Source organism: Streptomyces sp. NPDC052701, from assembly GCF_040678355.1.
In the GTDB taxonomy this organism is placed as follows: domain Bacteria; phylum Actinomycetota; class Actinomycetes; order Streptomycetales; family Streptomycetaceae; genus Streptomyces.
In genome coordinates this window covers 73564-94868 of the sequence record NZ_JBFATO010000030.1, presented here as the reverse complement: position 1 = coordinate 94868, position 21305 = coordinate 73564, and the positions used below count along the sequence as shown (strand labels likewise).

At 74.1% G+C, this 21305-nt stretch carries 24 protein-coding genes and 1 pseudogene; 6 read left to right on the top strand and 19 right to left on the bottom strand.

What is annotated here, in order from left to right; translation table 11 throughout:
* Positions 1-182 precede the first annotated feature (182 nt).
* From AB0L29_RS27305 to AB0L29_RS27290, 4 genes are all read right to left on the bottom strand, one after another.
* Positions 183-908 carry an A24 family peptidase gene (locus AB0L29_RS27305; protein WP_365830493.1) on the bottom strand — a complete coding sequence of 242 codons (726 nt, stop codon included), beginning with the start codon at positions 906-908 and terminating at the stop codon, positions 183-185.
* 130 nt (positions 909-1038) lie between these two features.
* Positions 1039-1260 (bottom strand): hypothetical protein, encoded by a 222-nt coding sequence (locus tag AB0L29_RS27300; RefSeq protein WP_365830491.1) that lies wholly within the window; start codon positions 1258-1260, stop codon positions 1039-1041.
* A gap of 343 nt (positions 1261-1603) precedes the next feature.
* Positions 1604-3343, bottom strand: coding sequence for a serine/threonine-protein kinase (locus AB0L29_RS27295; RefSeq protein ID WP_365830489.1), 1740 nt, complete (start codon positions 3341-3343; stop codon positions 1604-1606).
* A 241-nt stretch (positions 3344-3584) separates the two neighbouring features.
* Positions 3585-4433 (bottom strand): menaquinone biosynthesis protein, encoded by an 849-nt coding sequence (locus tag AB0L29_RS27290; protein WP_365830487.1) that lies wholly within the window; start codon positions 4431-4433, stop codon positions 3585-3587.
* 319 nt (positions 4434-4752) lie between these two features.
* On the opposite strand from AB0L29_RS27290, the gene AB0L29_RS27285 reads away from it, so the two are divergent.
* Positions 4753-4956: a cold-shock protein gene (locus AB0L29_RS27285; protein WP_004984723.1), complete on the top strand. Its 204-nt coding sequence runs from the start codon at positions 4753-4755 to the stop codon at positions 4954-4956.
* Positions 4957-5108: 152 nt separating this feature from the next.
* Here AB0L29_RS27285 and AB0L29_RS27280 read toward each other — a convergent pair whose 3' ends face one another.
* A complete protein-coding gene (locus AB0L29_RS27280; RefSeq protein ID WP_365830485.1) occupies positions 5109-5684 on the bottom strand; it encodes an XRE family transcriptional regulator in 576 nt (191 codons plus the stop codon).
* Positions 5685-5752: 68 nt separating this feature from the next.
* Here AB0L29_RS27280 and AB0L29_RS27275 point away from each other — a divergent pair, with 68 nt between their 5' ends.
* Together AB0L29_RS27275 and AB0L29_RS27270 are read left to right on the top strand one after the other, a co-directional pair.
* Positions 5753-6490 (top strand): AzlC family ABC transporter permease, encoded by a 738-nt coding sequence (locus AB0L29_RS27275; RefSeq protein ID WP_365830483.1) that lies wholly within the window; start codon positions 5753-5755, stop codon positions 6488-6490.
* A complete protein-coding gene (locus tag AB0L29_RS27270; protein ID WP_365830481.1) occupies positions 6487-6801 on the top strand; it encodes an AzlD domain-containing protein in 315 nt (104 codons plus the stop codon). The genes AB0L29_RS27275 and AB0L29_RS27270 overlap by 4 nt, the downstream gene beginning before the upstream one ends.
* A 205-nt stretch (positions 6802-7006) precedes the next feature.
* Here the strand turns inward: AB0L29_RS27270 and AB0L29_RS27265 are convergent, their stop codons facing one another.
* The 3 genes from AB0L29_RS27265 to AB0L29_RS27255 all read right to left on the bottom strand — a co-directional run bounded on the left by AB0L29_RS27265 (position 7007) and on the right by AB0L29_RS27255 (position 9533).
* A complete protein-coding gene (locus AB0L29_RS27265) occupies positions 7007-8212 on the bottom strand; it encodes an MFS transporter (protein WP_365830479.1) in 1206 nt (401 codons plus the stop codon).
* A 115-nt stretch (positions 8213-8327) separates the two neighbouring features.
* Positions 8328-8927, bottom strand: coding sequence for a TetR/AcrR family transcriptional regulator (locus AB0L29_RS27260; protein ID WP_365830477.1), 600 nt, complete (start codon positions 8925-8927; stop codon positions 8328-8330).
* A 9-nt stretch (positions 8928-8936) separates the two neighbouring features.
* Entirely contained in the window at positions 8937-9533 is a 597-nt protein-coding gene (locus AB0L29_RS27255) for a DUF6817 domain-containing protein (RefSeq protein WP_365830475.1), read from the bottom strand.
* A gap of 195 nt (positions 9534-9728) precedes the next feature.
* Here AB0L29_RS27255 and AB0L29_RS27250 point away from each other — a divergent pair, with 195 nt between their 5' ends.
* Positions 9729-10634, top strand: coding sequence for a LysR family transcriptional regulator (locus tag AB0L29_RS27250; protein ID WP_365830473.1), 906 nt, complete (start codon positions 9729-9731; stop codon positions 10632-10634).
* 125 nt (positions 10635-10759) lie between these two features.
* On the opposite strand, the gene AB0L29_RS27245 is transcribed toward AB0L29_RS27250, so the two are convergent.
* Positions 10760-12679 (bottom strand): AMP-dependent synthetase/ligase, encoded by a 1920-nt coding sequence (locus AB0L29_RS27245; protein WP_365830471.1) that lies wholly within the window; start codon positions 12677-12679, stop codon positions 10760-10762.
* Between the two features lie 481 nt (positions 12680-13160).
* On the opposite strand from AB0L29_RS27245, the pseudogene AB0L29_RS27240 reads away from it, so the two are divergent.
* Both AB0L29_RS27240 and AB0L29_RS27235 read left to right on the top strand, forming a co-directional pair.
* Positions 13161-13487 (top strand): annotated as a pseudogene (locus AB0L29_RS27240) (short chain dehydrogenase); the annotation flags it as partial.
* Positions 13487-14329 (top strand): MaoC/PaaZ C-terminal domain-containing protein, encoded by an 843-nt coding sequence (locus tag AB0L29_RS27235; RefSeq protein WP_365830469.1) that lies wholly within the window; start codon positions 13487-13489, stop codon positions 14327-14329. The pseudogene AB0L29_RS27240 and the gene AB0L29_RS27235, both read left to right, overlap by 1 nt.
* Here AB0L29_RS27235 and AB0L29_RS27230 read toward each other — a convergent pair.
* The 10 genes from AB0L29_RS27230 to AB0L29_RS27185 form a co-directional block, all read right to left on the bottom strand.
* On the bottom strand, positions 14317-14988 hold the full coding sequence (locus AB0L29_RS27230; protein ID WP_365830467.1) for a TetR/AcrR family transcriptional regulator: 672 nt from the start codon (positions 14986-14988) through the stop codon (positions 14317-14319). The genes AB0L29_RS27235 and AB0L29_RS27230 overlap by 13 nt on opposite strands.
* Before the next feature lie 41 nt (positions 14989-15029).
* Complete coding sequence (locus AB0L29_RS27225; protein ID WP_365830465.1) at positions 15030-16340, bottom strand: dicarboxylate/amino acid:cation symporter; 1311 nt, start codon at positions 16338-16340, stop codon at positions 15030-15032.
* Between the two features lie 50 nt (positions 16341-16390).
* Positions 16391-16492 carry a putative leader peptide gene (locus AB0L29_RS27220; protein ID WP_365830463.1) on the bottom strand — a complete coding sequence of 34 codons (102 nt, stop codon included), beginning with the start codon at positions 16490-16492 and terminating at the stop codon, positions 16391-16393.
* Positions 16493-16586: 94 nt separating this feature from the next.
* A complete protein-coding gene (locus AB0L29_RS27215; RefSeq protein WP_365830461.1) occupies positions 16587-16886 on the bottom strand; it encodes a DUF4229 domain-containing protein in 300 nt (99 codons plus the stop codon).
* A gap of 135 nt (positions 16887-17021) precedes the next feature.
* On the bottom strand, positions 17022-17546 hold the full coding sequence (locus tag AB0L29_RS27210; RefSeq protein ID WP_365830459.1) for a GNAT family N-acetyltransferase: 525 nt from the start codon (positions 17544-17546) through the stop codon (positions 17022-17024).
* A gap of 64 nt (positions 17547-17610) precedes the next feature.
* Positions 17611-18261, bottom strand: a complete 651-nt coding sequence (locus AB0L29_RS27205) for a UdgX family uracil-DNA binding protein (RefSeq protein WP_365830457.1) — start codon at positions 18259-18261, stop codon at positions 17611-17613.
* A 28-nt stretch (positions 18262-18289) separates the two neighbouring features.
* Positions 18290-19453 (bottom strand): aminofutalosine synthase MqnE, encoded by a 1164-nt coding sequence (gene mqnE / locus AB0L29_RS27200; protein ID WP_365830455.1) that lies wholly within the window; start codon positions 19451-19453, stop codon positions 18290-18292.
* 50 nt (positions 19454-19503) lie between these two features.
* Positions 19504-19959, bottom strand: a complete 456-nt coding sequence (locus AB0L29_RS27195) for an Lrp/AsnC family transcriptional regulator (RefSeq protein WP_365830453.1) — start codon at positions 19957-19959, stop codon at positions 19504-19506.
* Between the two features lie 54 nt (positions 19960-20013).
* Positions 20014-20688, bottom strand: coding sequence for a UbiX family flavin prenyltransferase (locus tag AB0L29_RS27190; protein WP_365830451.1), 675 nt, complete (start codon positions 20686-20688; stop codon positions 20014-20016).
* 31 nt (positions 20689-20719) lie between these two features.
* A complete protein-coding gene (locus AB0L29_RS27185) occupies positions 20720-21292 on the bottom strand; it encodes a Uma2 family endonuclease (protein ID WP_365830449.1) in 573 nt (190 codons plus the stop codon).
* Between the last annotated feature and the right edge of the window lie 13 nt (positions 21293-21305).

Below are 21305 nucleotides of genomic sequence, written 5' to 3'. Positions count from 1 at the left end.
CCCAGCGCGTGCAGCGGGGCGTCGCGGTACAGGTCGAGGGCCTCCTCGGGGGTGATCCGCCCACCGGCGGCGGCACGGTCGAGGACGGACTGGAGGTCGGCCTTCTCGGTCACCGGCGTCCCTTTCGTAAGGGGTGTGGACAGACCGATCCAGCGTACGCCAGCCGTTTTCGCGGGCCCGCGTCAGGCCGTGTACGCGCCCACGAGCAGCCCGAGGAACGCGCCGCCGATCAGGAACGGCCCGAACGGGATGGCCGTCCCGCGCCCGGCCCCGCGCACGAGGACCAGGGCGCCGCCGTACAGCGCCCCGAGCAGGAACCCGGCGAACGTGCCGAGCAGCAGGGCCGGCCAGCCGTACCAGCCGAGGACGGCCCCCGCCCCGAGGGCGAGCTTCACGTCGCCGAAGCCCATGCCGGCCGGGTTGAGGAGGAACAGCACGAGGTAACCGGCGCCGAGCGCCGGGGCGCCCAGCAGGGCGGTCGTCCACCGCCCGGCGTGCTCGGGCACGAGCGCGGTGACGCCGAGGAGGACGAGCGCGGCGCCGGCGAAGGGGAGCGTGAGCGGGTCGGGCAGCCGCCGCACCCGCAGGTCGACGACCGACAGGAGCACGCCGACGGGCGCGAGCAGCAGCCAGACGCCGAGCTCGGGCCGAGTTCCGGTGGCGGCGGCGAGGGCGGCGCAGACGAGGGCGGCGGCGATCGCCGGCGGTGCCGCGCGCGGCCCGTACGGGGAGCCGGTGGCCGGGCACCGCGCCCGTCCGAGCCATCCGCGCAGCGGGTGCCCGGCGGGGCACGTGTCCCGCCACGCCTGCCCCGGCGGGACGCAGAAGCGGTAGGCGGCACGCGGCAGGAGCGCGCCCGCCGCCGCACCCCACAGTGCGGCGGCGAGGACGAGCAGGATCGCCGCCATCAGGTCCCTCCCCGTCCCCTCGCCGTCCCCCTCGCCCCGCGAGGCGGTGGCCGCCGGCTCCAGTATGGCGGCGGCTCACGACGGCGCGGGCCCCGGATCCGGGGATCCGGGGCCCGTGGCACACGTCCGGTCAGGACAGCGCGGCGTGCAGGTGCGCGTCCGCCGCGACACCCGCGGCCGACACGGCGACGCCGGCACCGGCGGTGACGCCGAGCGTCCCGGCCTCGACGTGGAGACCGGCGGCGGCGCCGGCGCCGGCGACGGCGGCGCCACCGCCCGCCTGGCCGCCGGAGACGGCGTCCAGGTCGGCGTCGGAGAGTTCGGCCGTTGCGACCTGGGGGGCGAGGTTCATGGCGCGTGTTTCCCTTCGTATCGACCACGTACGGCAGCGGAGTTCACCCGGTTCCCGGGACCGGGAGGGGTGATACGCCGGCTGCGCGCACCGATCAAAACACGCGGTGGGCGGGGCGACCAGCGGTCCCGCGTCCGCACGCGGGGTCCCGGCACCGCCGCTTTCACCACTGTGGGAACACGGTCACCGAACGGGCCGGTTCCTTCACACGACCTGCCGTTTCACCGCGCCGCCCGGCGTCCCCGCCCGCTCCCCGACGGCGGGTGGGCCGGTTCCACCGGGCCGTCGCACGACCGTCCGGTGAACGATGTGCGGGTCCGCGGGAGGTTTCCGGGACGACCGGCTACCCGGCCTTCGACAGCCGCGCCTCGGGCCGTCCCGACGCCTCGCTCTGCGACTCGTACCGCAGGTCGTCGCCGACCGGCGTGAGACGGACGGTCGTGGGGTCCTGGTTGCAGCCGCCGTGGTTGCCCTTCGCGCCGGCGGACGCGGCGACGAGCTGCCGGTCCGTCACCTGTCTCAGGGTCAGGACGTCGACGCAGACGCCGCCGAGCGGGTCGGTCTGCCGGACCCTGCCCACCTCCTCGCCCACCGCGGCCTGCCGGACGGTCACCCGGAAGGTGCCGGCGGGCAGTCTGCCGTCGAGGGCGCTGCCCTGGCCCTCCCAGGTGCCGAGGTAGCGGGCGGGGACGGTGGGGGGCGGGGTGCGGTACCCGGACGGACCGGCGCCCGCGGAGGGGGGTTCGGCGCCCGCGCCGTCGTGGCCGCCGGGGGAACCGCCCGGCAGCAGGTCGAACACCAGCACCGACCCGACCGTCACGGCCGCCACCGCCCCCGCCACCGCGAGGGCCACCGTGCAGCTCAGCCTCCGTCCCCGCCCGCCGTCCTCCGGCCGCGACGCCGCCGCCACGCTGACGGAGACCCTGCCCGGCCGGCCGCGGCCGGAGGAGGACGCGGTGTCCCACCCGGGTTCGTCACGCGGCCCGGGCAGCGGCGGCACCTCCGCGGGCGCCCGCATCACGGGCGGCGGCCCGAAGCCCCCGGCGCCCGGCGGCCCCGCGACGCCCCGGCCCTCCCGGCCGGCGCCGTCGGTCCGGCCGGCCGTCACCCGGTCGTCCTGCGGCGCCCCCGCCGACGGGTTGCTGAACCCCACCGGTCCCGACGCGGTCCCGGCCGCGTCCCCCTGCCCCGCCTCCAGGTTCAGCAGCTGCACCGCACGCCGCCCGACCTGCTCCACCAACGCCCCGGGCAGCCACCCATCGGCGACGAGCCGGGCCGCCCCCGCGGGGGCCAGGCGCCGGGCCAGCTCGACGGGCGCCGGCCGGCCGTCCGGGTCCTTGGCCAGGCATGCCTGGGCCAGCTCCCGCAACTCGCCCTCCAGGGTGCCGAGTTCCGGCTCCTCGTGCACGACCTTGTACAGCAGGGACGCCGAGGAGTCGCCCGGGAACGGCGGCCGGCCCGTGGCGGCGAACACCAGCACCGCGCCCAGCGAGAAGACGTCCGCGGCGCCCGTGACGCCCTTGCCCAGGATCTGCTCGGGCGCCATGTAGCCGGGCGAGCCGACCGAGACGCCCGTGGAGGTGAGGGAGGCCGTGCCGTCGGTGGCCCGGGCGATGCCGAAGTCGATCAGCACCGGCCCGTCCATGGTGAGCAGCACGTTCGACGGCTTCACGTCCCGGTGCACCAGGCCCGGTGCGTGCACCGCCGCCAGCGCCTCGGCGAGCCCCGCGCCCAGCACCCGTACGGTGTGGGCGGGCAGCGGGCCGCCGTCCGCGACGGCCGCCGCCAGGGACGGGCCCGCCGCGTACGCCGTCGCGACCCAGGGCACGGCCGCCTGCGGGTCCGCGTCCAGGACCGGGGCCGTCCAGGCGCCGCCCACCCGGCGCGCGGCCTCCACCTCGCGTCTGAAACGGGCCCGGAACTCCTCGTCGAGCGCGAGGTGCGGGTGCACGATCTTCACCGCGACGGTGCGGCCCCCGGCGCTGCGCCCCAGGTAGACCCGGCCCATGCCGCCCGAGCCGAGCCGGCCGAGCAGCCGGTAGGGCCCCACGGCCGTGGGTTCGTCGGCTTCCAGCGGCCGCATGGCATCCACTCCTCCCCCGTAGGCCCTGTCGTCGAACTCCCGCCTGTCCCGCGACGCCCTGCACGCCCTCTCGCCGCACCGGGCGCAGACCCGACATCCAGTACGAGGGCCGGCGCCCGGCACGCCGGGAGCACGCACCCGACGCAGCGGGGCCCGCCCTCCGGGCGGACGACGGGAGTCCGACGACAGGCCCTCGGCCCGTACGTCTGTCCGGCAGCGTAGTGCGCCGCCGCGCCGGGGCTCAGGGCTCCAGCAGATCGACCCTCACGTCCGCGGGGAAGCCGGTCGTCGGCCCCACGCGGCGCGCGAACTCCGCCACGGCCTCCAGCTGCGGGCCGCCGAAGCGGAAGTCGAGGGTCGTGAAGTACCGGGCGAGGGTCCGCTCGTCGAAGGCCTCCCAGCGCGCCGCCTGCTCGGCGACCTTGCCGACCTCCTCCAGGGAGAGGTTGCGGGAGGCGAGGAAGGCCTCGTGCACCTTGCGCGTGATGACCGGTTCGCGGGCGAGGTAGTCGCGGCGGGCCGCCCAGACCGCGAAGACGAACGGCAGGCCCGTCCACTCCTTCCACAGCAGGCCCAGATCGTGCACGTCCAGGCCGAAGCGCGGCCCGTCGAGCATGTTCGCGCGCAGCGCCGCGTCGCCGATGAGGACGGCCGCGTCGGCCTCCTGCATCATCAGGCTGAGGTCGGGCGGGCAGGTGTAGTAGTCGGGCGTCACGCCGAAGCGTTCCGCCAGCAGCAGCTGGGCGAGGCGGACGGAGGTGCGCGAGGTCGAGCCGAGGGCGACCCGGGCACCGTCCAGGCGGTCCAGCGGGACCTGCGAGACGATCACGCACGACATGACCGGGCCGTCGCAGCCGACCGCGATGTCGGGGAAGGCGACGAGCTCGTCCGCGTGCCTGAGGAACTCGACGAGGGTGATCGGCCCGATGTCGAGCTCGCCCTGCACCAGCTTCTCGCTGAGCTTCTCCGGAGTGTCCTTGGTGAGCTCGAAGTCGAGGAGCGTGCCCGTTCTCGCGAGCCCCCAGTACAGGGGCAGGCAGTTCAGGAACTGGATGTGGCCGACACGCGGCCGGGTGCGAGGATTGTCCACATCGTGAGGCTAGCCCTCGGGTCACGGCGGCCGGCCCGCGCCCCCGGGCCCGTGAATCGGCCCCCGTCCGGCGGTCCGCGCTATCACCCGGACAGGAACGTTCAAACATTCGGGTGACGTGATCTTGCCCTCTCTTGCATTCGGTCGTCACCGTGCTACGCTCGTCGCAAGTTGCAGTTTGGTTTCCCTTGCAGTACAGAGCCTGCGGAGCATGTGACCGCGGGCTCTCGTCGTTCTCAGACGGACGCAGTTGTGCAGAGTCTTCTTCACACTTGCTGGTTCTGGAGCAGGGCAACCCTTTTGAGCCCAAGGAGGGCTTATGGCTACCGGAACCGTTAAGTGGTTCAACGCCGAAAAGGGCTTTGGTTTCATCGCCCAGGAGGGCGGCGGCCCCGACGTCTTCGTCCACTACTCCGCGATCAACGCGACCGGCTTCCGGTCGCTCGAGGAGAACCAGCAGGTGTCTTTCGACGTCACGCAGGGCCCGAAGGGTCCGCAGGCGGAGAACGTCACTCCTGTCTGATCGACAGCAGTACCCAAGGAGCCCCGCGCCGCACGGCGACGGGGCTCCTGCCCTTTCGCGGCCCCCGCGCGGCGCACCGGCACCTTTCGCGGCGCCCCGCGACCTGTACGGCGGGTGAATTCCCGGGGAATTCAGCCGCCGGTGCGGCCCTCTCAGATGTGCTGCATGATCAGCACGAATGTCGTTCCCGGGACGAGCGCCTCATAGGAATGCCTCACGTCCCCCCGATAGGCCATGTAGTCCCCGGGGTCCAGCTCGGCCTCCTCGCCGTGCGGACCGGCTTTCACTTTTCCCGTACTGACGACGAGATGCTCCACCGTGCCCGGAATATGCGGTTCCGACACGCGGGCCGCGCCCGGCTCGGCCCGTAGCCGGTAGACGTCCCGCCGGGCGCCGGGCGGACTGGCGGAGAGCAGGGTGGCGGCGTAGTCCGCCCGCTCGGACGCCACCGTGGGACCCTCCCCGGCCCGGATCACCTGCACGGCGGGGGCGGGCGGCTCGACCAGGGCGCTGAACGGCACGCCCAGCGCGACCGCCAGCGCCCACAGCGTCTCCACGCTCGGGTTCCCGCCGCCCGCCTCCAGCTGCGACAGCGTGGACTTGGCGATGCCCGCCCGCTTGGCCAGCTCGGACAGGGAGAGGCCGGCGCGGGTGCGTTCGCGCCGCAGGGCGGCGGCGATCCAGTCGAGGGGCAGGCGGGGCGGGGTGGGGGCGGCACCATCGACCATGTCGTTCGCTCCAGAAGTACGATCGTTCGGCTTGACGAACACAGCGCTTCCTGTCCATTGTAGAAAACATGCGTTCGACACAGCGAACACCACGGGCGTCCCGGTCGGTCTGGACCGCCTGGACGGCCCGGTTCCCCGGGGCGGAGCCGGATCCCGCTCTGCTCCGCGACGTGGCGCTGGTCTCCTCGGCCGGCGGCATCGTCGGGGTGTCGTTCGGGGCGATCGCCGTCGCGGGCGGGCTGCCGGTCTGGGTGCCGGTGGTCATGTCGCTCCTCGTGTACGCGGGCTCCGCCCAGTTCAGCGCGGTCGGCGTGCTGCTGGCCGGGGGCGGCCCGGCCGCGGCGGCGGCCACGGGCCTGCTGCTGAACACCCGCACGGTGGCCTTCGGCCTGGCCGTCGCCGACACCATCGGCCGGGGCCGGCTCGCCCGCCTGGTGGGCGCGCACCTGGTCACCGACGAGACGGTGGCCTTCACCCTCGCCCAGACCGACCCGGCACGGCGGCGGGCGGCGTTCTGGCTCTCCGGACTCTCGCTGTTCGCCGCGTGGAACACCGGTGTGCTGGCGGGCGCGCTGGCCGGGAGCGCGCTCGGCGACACGGCCCGCTACGGCCTGGACGCGGCCTTCCCCGCCGTCCTCGTCGCCCTGGTCCTGCCCGCCCTGCGCAAGGACCCGGCCGTGCGGCGGTGCGCGCTGCCCGGCGCCGCCCTCGCCCTGGCGGTGACCCCTGCGGTCCCGGCCGGGGTGCCGGTGCTGCTGGCGCTGGCGGGGCTGGCGCTGTACGGCAGGGGGCGGGCGGCGGCATGAGCGCCACGGTGGCCGTGATCCTGGTCCTCGCGGCCGGAACGTACGCGTTCCGGCTGGCCGGTCCGTTGCTGCACGGGCGCGTGCGGCTCCCGGAGCGCGCCCGGGAGCTGCTCTCCGCGGGAGCGGTCGTCCTGCTGGTGGCCCTGCTGGCGACGGGGGCGCTCACCGAGGGCGGGGGCTTCGCCGGGTGGGCGCGTCCGGCCGGGGTGCTGGCGGGGGGTGTCCTGGCGTGGCGCCGGGCCCCGTTCGCGGTGGTCGTGCTGGGCGCGGCGGTGACGACGGCCGCGCTGCGGGCGGCGGGGGTGGCGTGAGGACGGCCGTGCCGGGCCCGGGTGCCGGCGGGTGCCGCCGGGTTCCCGGGCCGGGACCGGCACCGGCTTCCCGGCGGCCGCCCGCGCCTTCCGCGACGCCGTCGCCGAGGACCACGCCGGCCGGTACCGGGACGTGCCGGCGGTCTCTCCGCCGGACCGGACGGTGCCGCCGGAGCACGTCGCCGGACTGCCCGGGAGGCGGGTCTCAGCCTCCCGAGCCGGACGCCGCGCGCACCGGCCGCCGGGGCCGGGGAGCGGGCCGGGCGGGCGTTCCCGGCCGTCCGCGGGTGAGTTCGGGCAGCAGGGTGGCCAGCCCCAGGACGGCCAGGGCGGCGCCGAGCCAGAGGGGCGCGCGCAGGCCCCACGCCTCGATCACGACGGCGCCCAGGGAGGAGCCGAGGATGACGCCGAGGGTGATGAAGGAGGAGTGGACGGTGTTGACCAGCGGGCCGGCGTTGCCGGCCCGCTGGACGCGGGTGACCATGGCCGGGTTCATGGTGACGCCGACCAGGCCGATGCCCAGCACGCACGTCACGGCGGCGGCGGGCAGGCCGGCGAGGACCGCGAAGCCCGCCAGGAACAGGGCGTTGAGCAGCAGGCCGACGGCCAGGACGGGCACGGTGCGGCGGTCGGCGAGCCGGCCGACCACGGTGTTGCCCACCACGGTGGCGGCGCCGTAGGCGATCAGCAGGACGGGGACGGTGCCGGCGGGGAAGCCGGTGACCTCGGTGAGGATCGGGTTGAAGTAGCTGAACGCCGAGAAGGTGGCGCCGATGACGAGGGTGCTGGTGGACAGCGCCCGCCACAGTCCCGGGTTGCGGAAGACCGCGGCCTCCGCCCGCAGGCCGCCCCCGGACCCGGTGCGCTCCAGCCGGGGTATGCCCACCAGGGACACCGCGGCGGCGGCGAGCGCGAGCGCCGAGATCGACCAGAACGCGGCGCGCCAGCCGTACCGTTCGCCGACCAGCGTGGACAGGGGCAGGCCGAGCAGCGTGCCGAGCATCAGGCCGTTCATGGCGACCGCGATCGCCCGGCCGCGGATCTCCGGGCGGGTGAGCTGGGCGCACAGCGAGACGCCGACGCCGAAGAAGGCCTGGGAGGCTACGCCGGTGATGATCCGCGCGGTCATCATCACGCCGTAGCCGGTCGCGGTGGCGGCCAGTACGTTGCCCGCCAGGAAGACGGCGAACAGCACCATCAGGGCCGTCCGCGGCGGCAGTTTCAGCACCGCCACCGTCAGGAACGGCCCGCCGGCCGCCATGGCCACCGCGAAGGCGGTGATCAGGTAGCCGATCTGCGGGACGGTGGCGTTCAGGCCCTCGGCCATCTGCGGCATCAGCCCGGCGACCACGAACTCGCTGGTCACCATGGTGAAGATGCCGAGTGCCAGGACGTACACGGCACGGGGCACGGTCGGACTCCTCTGCTCGGGCCGGGTATCGGCCGCTCTCGCTGCGTGTCGAGTTATGTATTGATCAGTTCAAAACCTGCCCGCACGAAAACCCCCTCACCCGGGGGGTTCGTGTTCAGGACGTCAGCGCGTCCATGGCGGCGTCGGCGATCGCCTCCAGGGCGGCCCGGTCGGCACCGCCCTGACTGGAGACGCGCAGACCGGCGATGGTGGCGTTGAGGAAGCGGGCCAGGGCGTCCGGCTCGCGCACGGAGGTGATGCTGCCGTCCCGCCGGCCGGCCTCCAGCACGGCCCGGAAGGCGGCGAGGCGCCGCGCGGTGTCGCGCTCCAGCAGGCCGGCCGCCCGCGGGTCGCGCGCGGCCAGCTCCACGACGGTGTTCACGCTCAGGCAGCCGAGCGCGCGCCCGGCGGCCTCCCGGTGCTCCGCCTCGCTCTCGACCACCCCGGCGAGCAGCGCGCGGACCCGCTCGGCGGCGGGCCGCTCCGGGTCGTCCAGGAGGGCCAGTTGAGCCGCCGTCATGGCTTCCAGGTAGCGGGACAGGGCCCGCTCGAACAGGTCGTGCTTGCTCTTGAAGGTGTTGTAGATGCTGCTGCGCCCCAGACCGGTGGCCTCGCACAGGTCCTGGGTGGAGGTGGCCTCGTAGCCCTTCTCCCAGAAGGTGTGCATCGCCGCGTCCAGGGCCCGTTCCTCGTCGAAGGTCCTCGGTCGGGCCACGGCAGGAGGTTAGCACAATTTTGGATCGGTGGTTCCAATATCGCTCTCGGGCTCCCCCAGCACGGTGGCGCAGTCCCGCCGGGCCGCGGGACCCAGGAACGGGTGCAGGCGGAGGAAGAGGGTGCGCAGTTCGGAATCCCACTCGCCGCGGAAGGCCGGGTCCCGGCGGACGAGGTCCAGCTCGTTGGCGGCCGTCAGTTCCGCGAAGTCCCGGCGGCGGGCGGGGGAGGGCGTGTGGCTCCGGCCGGTGAAGCGGTCGCGGAAGGGCGCGTCCGGGTCGGCGAAGGACGGGTAGGTGGCCGCGCGGTCGCAGCACGCGTAGAGGTACACGATCGACTCCGCCTCCACGCCGATCACGGACGCCAGGAAGGGGCGGCGGTCCACGGGGAGCAGGGCGGCGGCGAAGCCGTCGGTGCCGTACACGGCGTGGCACAGGCCCGCGAGCTGGAGCGCAGGTCTGGCCCCCCAGGCGGCGAGCTGCCGCTGCACGCGGCGCAGGTGGGCGCGCAGGGTGCCGCCCGGGTGCGGGACGTCATCGGCGCCCAACTGGCGTAACAGCGCCAGGGCCTGATCGGTGACGGGGTCGACGGGGGAGGGAGCGGACATCGGTGAGCATCCTCTCGGAGCTTTCCTGGTGCGCGAAAAGGGTCGGCACCCGTCCACTCCCCACCCCTGGTCCGGACCCCGGCGGAGGGCGCGGGACGGGTTGCCGCCTGGGCCCTGCACCGATCGTCGCGCAGCAGCTGACGCCCAGTCAATCCTAAGATTCGGTCGCCACATCCAAGTGTTAGCTTGGGTCTCATGACCTTGGACGACCTGCGCGTCTTCGTCGCCGTGTGCCGGGCGGGCAGCCTCAGCGCGGTGGCCCGTGACCTGGCGTGCACGCAGTCGGCGGTGAGCCAGCACGTGAAGCGGCTGGAGCGGGAGACGGGCGTCAGCCTCCTGGAGCGGCACGCCCGGGGCGTCGTGCCGACCGAGGCGGGGCGGGTGCTGCAGACCGCCGCGTCGGAGGGCATCGCCGGGCTCGACCAGGCGCTGCGCCGGCTGCGGGACCTGGTGGACGGCGAGGACGGCGTGGTGCGGGTCGCCACGGGCGCGACGACCGTGCGGCACTTCATGTCGGAGGCCGTCGTCGCCTTCCGGCAGCAACACCCGGGCGTCAGCCTGGAGTTCCGCACGGAGAGCTCGAGCCGCGCCTGCTTCGACGCGCTGGCCGGCAGCGACCTCGACCTGGCCTGGATCACCCTCGGCCCTCCCGTGCGCGGGATCGAGCAGCGGCCGGTGGTCGATCTGCCCTGGGTGCTCGCGCTCCGGGCCGACGACCCCCTGGCGTCCCGCCCGTACGTGGAGCCCGCCGAGCTGCGGGCCGTGCGGCTGATCCGGCTGCCGCCGCACTCGACCTCGGCGGCCTGCCTGGACGCGGCCTGCGCCGACCTGGGCGTCCGCCTCGCCTTCGACACCAGCGTCGCCGACTGGGACACCGCACTGCTGCTGGCCGAGCTGGGACTCGGACGGGCGATCGTCCCCGCGCTGCCGGGCCACGCGGTCCCGGGCGACGACGGCCCGCTGCGCCTGGTCCCGGTGCGCGCCCTGCGCCCCCTCTCGGTCGGCTGGGCCGTCCGCCGGTGGGACGCGCTCACCCCGCTGGCGCGGGCGTTCGCGGACACCGTGGTCGACAGCTGCCGCCGCAACGCGCCCGCTCTGTGACGGCGGGGGCCCGGCGCCGGCGGGGCGGCCCGCCCGCTCTGTGACGGCGGCGGTGCCGGCACCGGTGGGGCGGCCCCGGCACCGCGCGCCCGGCGGGCCGCTGCGGCGGGGCGCCCGCGCCGCCGCTACCGCGCGTACAGCCCCTCCACCTCCGCCGCGAAATCCCTCAGGACCGCCTCCCGGCGCAGCTTCATCGACGGTGTCAGGTGGCCGGACTCCTCCGTGAAGTCCTCGGGCAGGATCGCGAAGCGGCGGATCGACTCGGGGCGGGAGACCAGTTTGTTGGCCTCGTCCACCGCGCGTTGCAGCACGGCTGTCAACTCCGCGTCGTCGACCAGGAGTTTCGGGGGGACCGGATGCCTGCCGTTCATCCGGCGCCAGTGGTCGACGCCGCTGGGGTCCAGGGTGATCAGGGCCGAGACGTAGGGGCGGCCGTCGCCCAGGACCATGCAGTGCGAGATCAGGGGGTGGGAGCGCAGCCAGTTCTCCAGCGGGGCCGGGGCCACGCTCTTGCCGCCCGCGGTGATCAGCATCTCCTTCTTGCGGCCGGTGATGGTGAGGTAGCCCTCGTCGTCCAGTTCGCCGAGGTCGCCCGTGGCCAGCCAGCCGTCGGGGGCGGCGGGGACCACGCCGCCCGCCGCCGGGTCCCAGTAGCCGCGCAGCACGTGGCCGCCGGCGACCAGGATCTCGCCGTCCGCGGCTATGCGGATCCGTGTGCCGGGCAGCGGCCAGCCCACCGTGCCCAGACGGGGTTTGAGCGGTGGCGTGACCGTGGACGCGCCCGTGGTCTCCGTCAGGCCGTAGCCCTCGAAGATCTCGATGCCCGCGCCGGCGTAGAACGCGGCCAGGCGGCGGCCAAGCGGGGAGCCGCCGCAGACGGCGTACCTGACCCGGCCGCCCATGGCGTTGCGCAGGCGGCGGTAGACCAGCGGGTCGTAGAAGGCGCGGGCCGTCCTCAGCGAGCGGGACGGGCCCGGGCCGGTACCCGTCTGCTGTGCCTCCAGTGCCTCGCCGTACCTCCGGGCGACGGCCGCCGCGCGGTCGAACGACGTCAGCCGGCCGGCCGCCTCCGCCTTGGCCCGGGCCGCGTTGAACACCTTCTCCAGCATGTACGGGATGGCCAGCAGGCAGGTCGGCCGGAAGCTCGCCAGGTCCGGGAGCAGGTCGTCCGCCCTGATGCTCGGGGCGTGGCCCAGCCGCACCCGCGCGCGGACGCAGGCGATGGCGACCATGCGGCCGAAGACGTGCGACATGGGCAGGAAGAGCAGGACCGAGGCCTCCTCGCCGGTCCGCGCCTTGAAGACCGGGTAGAGCAGCTCGATCGCGTTGTCCACCTCGGCGAAGAAGTTGCCGTGGGTGAGCGCGCAGCCCCTGGGGCGGCCGGTGGTGCCCGAGGTGTAGACGAGGGTGGCGAGCGTGTCGGGGCCGAGCACCCCGCGCCGTACCTCCACCTCCTGGTCGGAGACGTGCGCGCCGGCCTCGGCCAGCCGCTCGACGTGATCCTTCTCGATCACCCACACGTGCCGCAGGTCGGGCAGGCGTCCGCGCTCCGGGCCGAGGGCCGCCGCCTGGCCGGCCGTCTCCGTGACGAGGGCGACCGCGCCGGAGTCCTGGAGGATCCAGCGGGCCTGGAAGACGGAGGAGGTGGGGTAGACGGGGACGGTCACCAGGCCGGCGGCCCAGGCGGCGAAGTCGAGGAGCGTCCACTCGTAGCGGGTGCGGGCCATCACCGCGATCCGGTCGCCCGGCGCCAGGCCCTCGGCGATCAGGCCCTTGGCCACGGCCAGCACCTCGCCGGCGAACTCCGCCGCCGTGACGTCCCGCCACCGGCCGTCCGCCGCCTTGCGGCTGAGCACCGCGGCTCCCGGAGCCGCGCCCGCGTTGTCGAACGGCAGGTCGGCGAGGGACCCGTGCCGCACCGGCCGGGCCAGGGGCGGTACGGACGCCTCCCGCACGGCGCCGTCCAGCCGCCGTGTCTCGGGCTCGACCAGGACGGGCTCCGGGCGCACGTCGTCGAAGGCGGAAGAAGGACGGACGAAGGACACGGGCGGCTCCTGGGGCGTGCAGCGGAGTACTGCTTGTTGCAGGGGACCTGCTGCAGGGGAATACGTGCCTCGTACGCCGAGGCGCTCACCGGCGGGGGCCGCGGTCCTGGGTCACCGCCGGTAGGCAGGGGATCGTACGGGGCTCGCGTGGCGGGTTCGTGCGGGTTCGGGGGTGGTCCGGGGCCGGGCCTGTGCAGTCTCGGGGGTTACGTGAGGGTTTTTCAGGTTCCACCGTCCGCTGCCGGGTTCGTTCCGGGATCGCCGTCGGCCCTGCCCGTCCGCCGCGCGCACCGCGACCGGGCCCCGGCCGGGGTTCATCCCGGCCCGCCCCCACCCGCGACACGACCTTACCTGCGGTAACCTTACTTTGAAGTAAGCACGAGTGGGCCTCTTTCGGCAGGGGGAGACGCGCATGGCCGACCGCTGTCCGAACTTCACCGGCACCGCGCCCGGCAACTCCCCGCCCCGCCGTCCGGGCCCTGTCGCGGGCATCGCCGCGACCGCGGGCCGGACGGACCGCGCGGCCGCCGGGGCGGGCGCCGCCGGCCCGGTCCGCTCCCCCGCGCCGCGCGGTCCCGCCGGGCACGGGGTGACGGCCGGCGCGGTCGCGCCGGACTTCCTCGGGACGAGGACGACCGCCGCCGTCCCGCCGCTCGTCCGCGAGGCGGGCCGCCGGACGAACCCCCTCGCCCGGGGCGGACCGCCCGTCGACACCGCCGAGACCACCATCCGGCCCGCCCGGCCCGCCTCGTGCGCGGCCGACGGGCAGGCCGTCCGGGTGTGCGGCCAGAGCCTGCCGGGGGCGTGATGTCCCCCGGCCCTCTCGTCCTCGCCCGCTCCCCCTCCCTGGCGCCCCTGCTCGCCCGGGGCGCCGCGCTGTCCCCCTTCAAACGGCCGCGCCCCGGGGCACGGCTCCCGCGCACCCGGCTGGTGCTGCCCGGCCTGCGGGTCGATCCCGCGCGGCTGGCCCGGTACGAGCGGGTCTGCGGGTTCCCGGCCGGGACGGACGCGCTGCCGGTGACCTATCCGCACGTGCTGGGCTTCCCGCCGGCCATGCGGCTGATGAGCGCCCCGGACTTCCCCCTGCCGCTGCTCGGCCTGGTCCACACGTCGGTCACCGTCACCCGGCACCGGGCGCTCGCCCTCGCCGAGGAGTACGAACTGACCGTGTACGCCGACGGTCTCGCGCCGCACCGGCGCGGCACCGAGGCCGCCGTCGTCACCGAGCTGCGGGCCGGCGGCGCGGTGGTGTGGGAGTCGCGGAGCACCTATCTGGCCCGGCACCGCACCTCCCACCGGGCCGCCCCGCCCCCGGACGAGCCGTGCGAGCCCCTGCCCGCCGTCGCCGGGTGGCGGCTGGAAGCGGACGCCGGGCGGCGCTACGGCGCCGTCTCCGGGGACCGCAACCCGATCCACCTGCATCCGCTCGCCGCGCGGCTGTTCGGCTTCCCGCGGACCGTCGCGCACGGCATGTGGACCGTGGCCCGCTGCCTGGCCGCGCACGGCACGCCCGACGCGGCCGTGGTGCGGGCGCGGTTCCGGGCTCCCGTGCCGCTGCCGGGCAGCGTGACGTACGCGGCGCGGGACGGGCGGTTCGAACTGCGGGGCGGCGGCCGGGTGCACCTGACCGGGGAGGTCTACCCGGTGTGAACCGGCGGCCCGTCCGGCTCCTCGGGCGGTGGCCAGGGGCGGCCCGCCATGAGATTGCCCAGCCCCGCCCACGCGAAGTTCATCAGGGTGGCCGCCGCCTGCCCGGCCGTGACGCCCGGGGTGGCGTTCGCCCAGGCGGCGAGCGACTCGGCGGCGCCCACCAGTGCCTCGGCGAGGCCGGCGACCTCGCGCTCGGGCAGGTCCGGATCGCGATGGGCCTCGCGGGCGGCGGCGAGGATCAGCTGCGTGACGAACGCGACGATCTCCTCGCGCATCGCGGTGACCTCGGCGGCGAACGGCTCGCCGTGGGTGCGGGCCTGCCGGTGCAACACCGCCCAGCCGTCCGGGTGGTGCGCGGTGTGCGTGAAGAACGCCCGCAGGCCTTCCCAGAGTTGGCGGTCGGCGGGCAGGTCGCGGCGGACGCCGCCGCGCACGGCCTCGGTCAGGGCCCGGGCCTCGCGGCGGATGCAGGCCGTGAAGAGGTCCTCCTTCGAGTTCAGGTACAGGTACACCAACGGCTTGGAGACACCGGCGAGTTCGGCGATCTCGTCCATCGACGCGGCCCGGTACCCGCGCTGCCCGAAGACCCGTACGGCGGCGTCCAGCATCTGCTGCTCACGGACCGCACGCGGCATCCGCTTGTTCCTCACGGCACCCATGCTGATCAGCGTACGGTCCGTCGCGGCCCGTCACGTCCCCGTCAGACGGCGGCGGGCACCCGCCGCGGCGCGTCCGCCGGCTCGTCGTCCACCGGGGAGGCGCCGACGCTGTCGTAGGCGTCCCGGTCGAGCAGGCCCTCGCGGGCCGAGACCAGGACCGGCACCAGGGCCTGCCCGGCGACGTTGAGCGCGGTGCGGATCATGTCGAGGATGGGGTCGATGGCCAGGAGCAGGCCCACGCCCTCCATGGGCAGGCCCAGGGTGGACAGGGTGAGGGTCAGCATGACCGTCGCGCCGGTCAGGCCGGCCGTGGCGGCAGAGCCGACCACCGAGACGAAAGCGATCAGCAGGTAGTCGCCGACGCCGAGCCGGATGTCGAAGATCTGGGCGACGAAGATCGCGGCGATCGCGGGGTAGATCGCGGCGCAGCCGTCCATCTTCGTGGTCGCGCCGAACGGCACCGCGAAGGAGGCGTACTCGCGCGGGACGCCGAGGCGCTCGGTGACCTTCTGGGTCAGCGGCATGGTGCCCACCGAGGAGCGGGAGACGAAGGCCAGCTGGATCGCGGGCCAGGCGCCCTTGAAGAACTGGACCGGGTTGGCCTTGGCGACGCCGGCGAGCAGCGCCGGGTAGACCACGAGCAGCACGATCAGGCAGCCGGCGTAGATGTCGGCGGTGAAGGTGGCGTACTGGCCGATCAGGTCCCAGCCGTAGGTGGCGATGGCGTTGCCGATGAGGCCGACGGTGCCGAGCGGGGCCAGGCGGATGACCCACCACAGCGCCTTCTGCAGGAGTTCGAGGACGGACTCGCTCAGGGTGAGGACGGGCTGGGCCTTCTCGCCGAGCTGGAGGGCGGCGATGCCGGCGACGGCGGCCATGAAGACGATCTGCAGGACGTTCAGCTCGGTGAACGGCGTGATCACGTCGGTGGGGACGATGCCGGTCAGGAAGTCGATCCAGGAGCCGGTGGTCTTCGGCCTGGCGCCGTCCTCGGGGGTGAGGCCGGTGCCGGCGCCCGGGTCGGTCACCAGGCCGATGACGAGGCCGATGCCGACCGCGATCAGCGAGGTGATCATGAACCACAGGAGGGTGCGGGAGGCCAGGCGGGCCGCGTCGTCGACCTTCCGCAGGTTGGTGATGGAGACGAGGATCGCGAAGAAGACGAGCGGGGCGACGGCGAGCTTCAGCAGGCCGACGAAGGTGCCGCCGATCTTCTCCAGGGTCGTCACGAGCCAGGACAGGTCCTGGCCGCGGGCGATCCAGCCGAGCAGCACGCCCAGGGCGAGGCCGGCGAGTATCTGGGCCCAGAAGGGCACCTTGAAGGACTTGGGGGCGGGTGTGGACACGGACATGCTCCGTCGGGGCGCGTAGAGGCTGACGTGGAAGGGGGCGAGGGGGAACGTCAGGGGCGACAGGTCGCCGACGCGCACCGGCAGAGGTCCACGTGCAGGCGCGCCACGAGCGGGATGCTCCGGGGCGTGGGGGACGCGGCTGCGGGCTTCATGGTGAAGACCTTAACACTTGAGCTTTGAGCCCCTCAAAGCCTGCCTTTGAGAGGCTTAGGGCCACATCCGCCCATACAACGCAAAGGGGATTGTTCAGGAGGGCTGGCCCTGCGCCCGGGCGCTGTCGTCGGCCACGTCCTCCTGGCTGCGGTTGGCCTCCAGGTTGGCCTTCACCCGGTCCACCCGCCGCACGATCTGCTCCGAGGCCCGGTCGCGCTCCTTGCGCAGCACGACGAAGCTGATCGGCGCGGAGATCAGCAGGGCGAGCAGGACGATCCACAGGCCGTTGGAGTCGCCGAGGCCGCGCGGGGCCAGACCGGAGTAGACGAGGCCCCAGACGACCACGAGGCAGCCCGCGAAGATCCCGAGGCGCATCAGCGTGTAGCGGAGCATCTCTATCCACTCTTCCGTGTCCGGGGGTGCCCCCCGCTCGAGGAGCACGGGGGCGGAACCATGCCCAAAAGGGGCACCGTCCAGTGAAGCACGCCCGGCCGCCGGTCCCGCAGGGGGGTGCGCGGCACGCGCGGGTCAGCCCAGCGGCAGCAGCATGACGACGTCGTCCCGGTCGTCGCCGGGGGCGAGGCGGATGGCGCCGGGCACCCGGCCGACCTCCTTGTAGCCGCAGGAGGCGTAGAACCGCTCCAGGCCCAGGCCGCCCCGGCAGGTGAGCCGGATCGCCTCGATGCCGTCGAGGGTGCGGGCCGCGTCCGCAGCGGCCGCCAGCAGGTCGCGGCCGTGGCCCTTGCCCTGGTGCCGGGGGTGCACCATCACCGTGTACAGCCACAGCCAGTGCGTCATCAAGCGGTGGGTGTTGAAGGTGAGGAACGCGGTCGCGGCGACGCGCCCCTGCTCGTCGTGGCCGACGAGGAGCCGGGCGCGCCCCTCGGCCATGGCCACGAAGTGCTTCACCAGGTCCGGCCGGATCTCCTCCCGCGTCACCGGCGGCACGAAGCCGACGGCCCCGCCCGCGTTGGACACGTCGGCCCACAGGTCGAGCAGGCCGTCGCGCAGGGCGGGGGTCACGGCGGGGTCCAGCGTGAAGGTAAGGGCCATGCCGGAAGGTTATTCATTACGCACGCCTGGTCTCAACGGTGTCCCGGAGAGCGGACGCCCCCCGTCAGCCCAGGGCCCGCGCCGCCACTTCCAGGTCCGACACCAGCCCCCGGTACGCCGCCTCCCGGTCGTCCGCGCGCAGCACCGACGACGGGTGGACGGTGGGCACCAGCCGTTCGGGGCGCCCGTGGATCTCCTCCTCCAGTACCGTCCCGCGCACCTGGGTGACCCGGAAGGACGGGCCGAGCAGGGCCTTCCCGGCCGTCGCGCCCAGCACCACGACGAGCTCCGGCCGGACGAGGGCCAGTTCGGCGGCGAGCCACGGCCCGCACGCCGTCGTCTCCCGCCGGGTCGGCGACTTGTGGACGCGCCGCTCGCCGGGCCCGGCCCGGGTGAACTTGAAGTGCTTGACGGCGTTGGTGACGTAGGCCTCGCCGGGGTCGATGCCCGCCTCGGCCAGCGCCCGGTCGAGCAGCTTGCCGGCCGGCCCGACGAAGGGCCTGCCCTGCCGGTCCTCCTGGTCGCCGGGCTGCTCCCCGACGAACATCACGCGCGCGTGCTCGTCGCCCGCGCCGAACACGGTCCGGGTGGCGTCGCGGTGCAGGGGGCAGCCCCGGCAGCCGGCGGCGGCCCGGCGCAGTTCGTCGAGCCCGGCGCCCTGCGGGACGAAGGGCTCTGCGGTGTAGGCGTCCTCGGGAGCCTTCGTGCTGGGCATGCCCGCCGGGTACCGCGCCGCCGGCGGCTCACACCCGCATGGGCTGCGGCGACTCCCGTCGCGCCGGATCGGGGCCGTCGTACTCGCGGATGATCTCGTAGCGGGTGTTGCGCTCCACCGGCCGGAAGCCGGCGTCGCGGATCAGTTCCAGCAGGTCCTCGCGGGTGAGCTTGCTGGGCGTGCCGAAGTTGTCGGCGTCGTGGGTGATCTTGTACTCGACGACCGAGCCGTCCATGTCGTCGGCGCCGAACTGCAGGGCGAGCTGGGCGGTGTTGATGCCGTGCATCACCCAGAAGACCTTCACGTGCGGCACGTTGTCGAACAGCAGCCGGGAGACGGCGAAGGTCTTCAGCGCCTCCGCGCCGGTGGCCATCCGGGTGCGGGCCTGCAGCCGGTTGCGGACCTTGCCGTCCTTGACGTCGACGAAGTCGTGCTGGTAGCGCAGCGGGATGAAGACCTGGAAGCCGCCGGTCTCGTCCTGCAGCTCGCGCAGCCGCAGCACGTGGTCCACGCGGTGGCGGGGCTCCTCGATGTGCCCGTAGAGCATGGTGCACGGGGTCTTCAGGCCCTTTTCGTGGGCCAGCCGGTGGATGCGCGACCAGTCCTCCCAGTGGGTGCGGTGGTCCACGATGTGCTGCCGAACCTCCCAGTCGAAGATCTCCGCGCCGCCGCCGGTCAGCGACTCCAGGCCGGCGTCGATCAGCTCGTCGAGGATCTCGCTCGCGCTCAGCCCGGAGATGGTCTCGAAGTGGTGGATCTCGGTGGCGGTGAAGGCCTTCAGGGAGACGTTGGGCAGGGCCTTCTTCAGCTCCCGCAGCGAGCGCGGGTAGTAGCGCCACGGCAGGTTGGGGTGCAGGCCGTTGACGATGTGCAGCTCGGTGAGGTTCTCCGACTCCATCGCCTTGGCGAGCTTGACGGCCTCCTCGATGCGCATGGTGTAGGCGTCCTTCTCGCCCGGCTTGCGCTGGAAGGAGCAGTACGCACAGGAGGCCGTGCACACGTTGGTCATGTTGAGGTGACGGTTGACGTTGAAGTGCACGACGTCGCCGTTCTTGCGGGTGCGCACCTCGTGGGCCAGACCACCCAGCCAGGCCAGGTCGTCGGACTCGTACAGCGCGATGCCGTCCTCGCGGGTCAGCCGCTCGCCGGAGCGGACCTTCTCCTCCAGCTCGCGCTTGAGCCCGACGTCCATGCCGTTACCTCCACCTAGAGACAGACTCCGTCAACCGTACTCCCGGACCGTCAGACCTCTTCGGGCAGCTCACCCACCCGGTTCTCCCACTTGGTGGAGAGCACGATGGTGGTGCGGGTCCGCGAGACGCCCCTGGTGCCGGAGAGCCGTCTGATGATCTTCTCCAGGCCGTCCACGTCCGTGGCCCGCGCCTTGAGCATGAAGGAGTCGTCGCCGGCGATGAACCAGCAGTCCTCGATCTCGGGCAGGTCCTTCAGCCGGCGCGCCACGTCCTCGTGGTCGGCGGCGTCGGAGAGCGAGATGCCGATCAGGGCGGTGACGCCGAGGCCGAGCGAGGCGGCGTCGACGGTGGCGCGGTAGCCGGTGATGACACCGGCCGCCTCCAGCCGGTTGATGCGGTCGGTGACGCTGGGTCCCGACAGGCCGACGAGGCGTCCCAACTCCGCGTAGGAGGCCCGGCCGTTCTCCCTCAGGGCCTGGATGAGCTGCCTGTCCACCGCGTCCATGCGATCGAAGCCTTCCGCTGAAGAGGTCTGAAGAGTGTCAGGTGTGGGGTGTGCTCAGGTGGTGCGGGACCCGCCGCCGAGTTCGCCCTCCCAGCGGCGGTAGAGCCGGTGCGGCACGCCCGCCGCGTCGAGTACGCGTCCGGCGACGAAGTCCACCAGGTCCTGGATGTGCGTCGCGCCCGCGTAGAAGGCGGGAGAGGCGGGCACCACGGCCGCGCCCGCGTCGTCGAGGGCCACCAGGTGCCGCAGGGTCTGGCCGTTCAGCGGGGTCTCGCGCACGGCCACGACCAGCTTGCGTCCCTCCTTGAGGGTCACGCTCGCCGCCCGTTGCAGCAGGTCCTTGGAGAGCCCGAGCGCCACCCCGGCCACGCAGGCCGTCGAGGCGGGCACGATCAGCATGCCCTTGACCGGGTACGACCCCGAGGACGGCCCGGCCGCGAGGTCCCCCGCGTTCCAGTACCGCACCCCGTCGAGGTCGACGGCGAAGGTGCCGGGCTTGCCGTCGGCCCCCCGCGCCAGCCACTGCGCCAGGTCGTCCCGCCAGTGCGCGTCCCGGAAGGAGATCCCGGTCTCGTCGAGCAGGGTGAGCCGCGAGGCCCGGGACACCACGAGGTCGACGCTCTCGCCCGCGGCGAGGAGGGCGCGCAGCACGGCGGCGGCATAGGGCGTCCCCGACGCCCCCGACACCCCCACGATCCAAGGCGCGCGCTGCGTTTCTCCTGCGTTCACGTCTTGAGCCTACCGGCGGGCGGGGGCGTGCTCAGGCCCGGTCGGCCGCTTTCGGGTCGACCGGGAGCCGCCCGGTGCCGACCGTCAGCTTGCCCAGCGGACTGTCCAGGACGAGGTCCGTGCCGTACGGGACGGTGTCCCGGCCGCGGTAGCCGTCCGGGCCCGGGTTCCACATGGTCACCACGTGGCCGCGCAGCGGATCGACGACCAGGTAGTTGGCGATGCCCCGCGCGGCGTACCGGCGGGGCTTCAGCTCGTAGTCCCGGTGCACGCTCTCCGGCGACACCACCTCGGCGACGAGCTCGATCAGGTCGGCCGGGTACGCGCTGCGGTTCTCGGCCTCCGCCTCGGCCGGAATGACCGCGAGATCGGGGCAGAACTCGTTGGCCTCGTCGAAGAGGAAGGCCACGTCGCTGACCAGCGCCCAGCCGTGCGGCAGCTGCGCCTCGACCATGGCCCACAGCCGCTGGATCGACTTTCCGTGGAACGGCCTGACCGGGTTCATCACGATGCTGCCCTCGACAATCTCCGTCAGGTAGCCGGGGAACATGTCCTCCAGCTTGCTGAGCTGCGAGTGCAGGCGGTCGATGCCCGAGACGGTCACGGTGGCCTCCCTG